Here is a 3,956-nt window from a genome sequence, read left to right on the forward strand (position 1 = left end):
GCGCGGGAGCATTGCGCGCGTGACCCCGGCGCGGCTCGACTGGTTCGGCCCGCCGCACAGATTGGGCGAAAGTGCGCGCTTTGCATGGCCTGCTACACTGCCGCGCGTGGCGATCCTGACCGCGGGCGCCGGGATGGATGAACAGCCGGTCAAGGCGCTGCTCGGCATCGGGTGCAAGGGGATTGTGCTCGCCGGAATGGGGCAGGGTAACGCGCCCGCCTGCGTGATCGCCGCGCTGGCCGAGGCAGCGGCAGCAGGCGTCCCGGTGGTGCGATCAAGCCGGGTGGACGAAGGCATCGTCGACCGCAATGTTGAAGTGGATGACGACGCGCTGGGTCTGGTGGCAGCCCGCGCGCTCGGCCCCGCCAAGGCGCGGGTGCTGCTGATGGTGCTGATCGCAGGCGGGATTAGCGATGCGGCGCGGGTGCAGGCGGCGTTTGACGGGGGGTGAGGGGGGCGGTTTTGCTGCGGTTTTTGCCGATAGCAGCATCAGGAATCGCGCTGTTCAGAGCAGCCACGTCCTGCCGTCTTTGGATACTGATTAGTTTGATCAAATTTAATAGCCTGACTTCGACCTTAGTTGACGAAGTATCGATGCGGGCTCTCTAATAACCCATATAAGAAAAGATGAGGCCGATATGAACGCTGCGAACCTCGCGCCCATTGGCGTTTCACGTCCGAATCTAGGGCGAACATTTACGCTCAACCATGTCGGAATTCCTGCATGTGACCCTGAGCGGCTAGCTGTGTGGTACGGGCAACATTTCAATTTGATGGTCGAAGGTGCGTTTGCATATGGCGACGGTTGGATGATCGCGTGCGAACCCGGAACGCCGCTAGTCGAAAAACCAGCGCATTTCGGGTTCATGCTGGACAGTCGGGAACAAGTTGACCTTTGGAAAGCGTATTTCGACGACGCGGGAATAGTCGTTGATGTTCAGCGCGGGGGCAATGCGATATTTATCGATGATCCTGAGGGGAATAGTTTTGAGATTTTCTTCGACCCTACGCGTTTCATATCTCCGGTACGTCTAGATGATGGCTGACAGCGGAAGGGCCGTTTCCCGCCCCTTCCCAATCACTCCCAACGTCACGGCGCGACCCCAAAACCTGCCACCATCCGTCATCCCAATGACAGGCGGGACCCTTGAGCCGCTGTAGTTCTACGTCAACACGGCGATAATCCATGGAGCGGAACTTGAAGCCTTCGCCATCAAAGTGGAGGATAAGGCCGTTCGAGATGGTGACACGGTCGGTATAGCTCACCAGAATGGCGACACTGCTTATGGGCTGGCAAAGTGCGACCTAGCATCGACCAACCAGCACTTTTTGTGGGCCGGTGACCGGCGGCGCAGAAAGGAATGGTATCCGGCGAAATGTGCCAGAATGCCGAAGAAGCCAATCTTGCTGGCATCGCGAAAGGAGATCAGCCGATTGAGAAACAGGACTACCGATCGCGATTTTAGGCTGCAAGTCGTCCTCTGTGGTCAATTTGCACTAACATCTTCAAGCCATCTTGCGGCTGCTGCGAGCACCGCTTCAGGTTGCCCTGACACAGAATGATCTGGGGTGACCCCGACACCCTCGGCAACTTTTCCGCCCGGCGTGCGAAAGTCAGCAAATGCGACCCGCAAGACGTATCCGTCATCGATAGGGAAAGTTCGTGACGCCAGCATAGCCCGCGCCGTTGTTGCACCAAACAGACGTGCGCGGCCTGTTTCCTTCATCACGGCTGCCATGGCTTCGGAAGCGCTGGCACTGTTAGCATCAATCAACAGAGCAACTGGCGCCGTATAGGCGGGCGCGTGACCTCCGGTCACTAAGGACACTGCGCCGGTTTCGGCCAAGACAGTCTGAAACTGATCTAAGGTATAGCCATCGTGTATGCGGTAAGAAGAAGCAGGCAATCGATCCATCGAAGCAACGCCTGCGTCATCAAGACCCTTCCGCGTCGCAAACAGGCCGCTCGGCGTATTGGCGGGAAAGAGATGGTCGCCCAGCCGCATCGCGAGACCAAGGTTTCCCCCGCTGTTGCCGCGCAGATCGATAACAAGGCCCTTTGTGTCGGCCAGTTCAGCGAAGGCGGTGTCGAGCCGCGTCCGCTCCTCCGGATGCTCCACGAAACTATCAATACGGATGTAACCGATGTCTCCGTCCAGTCTACGGCTTGTAACGACTGGGGTCGTCCGCGGAGCTTCAGCCTGAGTTTCTGAAGCGAAGGGAATGTAGAAGCTGTTATGCGACATTCGGGCGGCAGCAACTAGTGCGCGCACCGACTGCACCATGTCGCGCTCGGTCGCGGTTGGGGATTCTAGTTGAGCGCGCAATTCAGTACGACGGGCCTGCCAATCGTGATCGAATGGTGCAGGGGTGAACAGCGACTGTTCGAAGGTGCCGACTGCATGATCGAATATCTGCAACAAAGGCATTACGCGTCCGTCGGCGCGACGCTTCGCAGTAAAATCTCCACGCACCGGACCCGATGCGAAAGTCCCAGTAATCCTGTCTGAATCTAGACGCCCCGTCATGGTCAGAGCGCCAAGGCTCGTCGACCCAGTGAAGGTTATCGTACCGTCAATCAGCCGCACTTCGGTTACCGTCAACCGGACTGGATTATTGCCAATCGTGCCGACACTGGTTGAGACTTGCGCGACCGGTTCGATGACCCAAACCGTATCCAAGCTGGCTTGAGGTGAGCGAAAGCTGAGGTCCCAGCGGCCAATTAGCTCGGGAATCAGCGGTCCAGCGGGTGCAACAATGGGTGTTGCTGGCTGTACCGCTTGGGCCGTAGCCGCGCTGGCGCCGCCAATCGCTATTGCACATCCTGCCAAAGCAACGGTGATGAAACGCATATCTCAATTTCCAAGACATCTATCACACCGCCATCTCAACGGCAGAGTCATCTACGTGGCTTGCGCCAACGCAGTCAAGACCATCGGTTTTAAGCCAAATGTTTAGGGTTAATAGGTCCTGACCCTAACTGCCGATTGTACAGATAGAAGTCCAAAACCCACCACCATCCGTCATCCCAGCGAAAGCTGGGTTCTCAAGCGGCGAGCACTGCCACTTGCGGCCCTGGGTCCCATCCGTCGCCGGGATGACGAGGGATGGCAGCAAATCCACCCACTTCCAGCCCTCCGACAACTGCAACCGCATCCCTGAAAGCTGCCATCCCCTCAGGGTCAGCAGTGCCTCCTTTCCTACCCGGCTTGCTGCTGGCAGTCTGGCTCGATGATTGTGCGACCTGCTCCTAATCCGCTTTTGCGCGCAGCCGGGGTTGCAGGCCGCGCCGGATCGCGCGCGGCGCAGCCTGGGGGACGGGCTTTTCGTTTCAGGACAGTGTCACATGTGTCTCCTACATTCAGGAACCCTGACGGTCTCCTGAATGCCCGGCAGCGGCGGTGCGTTGAATCACCCCCAGGGCGTAACCAGATATTTCTCGCCGGTTTTCATCTGGCGGTAATCGCTGATCACGTCCTTCTCCAGCATCCCTTCCAGCGTCACCTTGGCCTTGTAATGCGAAGCGAAGGTGGTGGTGAGGTTCTGTTGCACCCGAGTGCGCAGCCGCACCACGGTTTCCATGCCAGCACGTTGCAGGAACGGGGTCAGCAGCCAGCCCGCAACGCTCCATTGCAGGCCGTACGAAGGCGTCAGGATCGTCGGCGACAGGTCAAGCCGCCCGTACATATACATCTTCTTGTCCTGGTTCGATCCGTAGCGCGAAAACTCGGCCATCTGGCTGGATGCGACCTGCTCCATCGCTTTCAGCACATGGTCGGAGTTCTGCCCGCCGCCAATCGGATCAAAGCCGAGGAACGCGCCGGTTTCCTTAATCGCCGCGCGCAGATCGGCCATGTAGGTCGGGGCGGACGAGTTCACGACATATTGCGCGCCCTGCGATTTCAGCAGTTCAACGTGTTCATCGCGGCGCACGATGTTGACCAGCTTCATCCCGT

The 3,956-nt window shown here is 58.6% G+C and carries 2 protein-coding genes and 2 pseudogenes; 2 read left to right on the plus strand and 2 right to left on the minus strand.

What is annotated here, in order from left to right; genetic code table 11:
* Together U1A24_RS19320 and U1A24_RS19325 are read left to right on the plus strand one after the other, a co-directional pair.
* A pseudogene (locus tag U1A24_RS19320) lies at positions 1-451 on the plus strand (hypothetical protein); the annotation flags it as partial.
* 187 nt (positions 452-638) lie between these two features.
* On the plus strand, positions 639-1,046 hold the full coding sequence (locus U1A24_RS19325) for a VOC family protein (RefSeq protein WP_322323619.1): 408 nt from the start codon (positions 639-641) through the stop codon (positions 1,044-1,046).
* 441 nt (positions 1,047-1,487) lie between these two features.
* Here the strand turns inward: U1A24_RS19325 and U1A24_RS19330 are convergent, their stop codons facing one another.
* The gene (locus U1A24_RS19330) at positions 1,488-2,852 is read right to left on the minus strand and encodes a S41 family peptidase (RefSeq protein ID WP_322323620.1); all 1,365 of its coding nucleotides are present in this window, start codon (positions 2,850-2,852) and stop codon (positions 1,488-1,490) included.
* Positions 2,853-3,411: 559 nt separating this feature from the next.
* Positions 3,412-3,956 (minus strand): annotated as a pseudogene (locus tag U1A24_RS19335) (NADH oxidase); the annotation flags it as partial.

Source organism: Cypionkella sp., assembly GCF_034376685.1.
GTDB lineage: Bacteria > Pseudomonadota > Alphaproteobacteria > Rhodobacterales > Rhodobacteraceae > Cypionkella.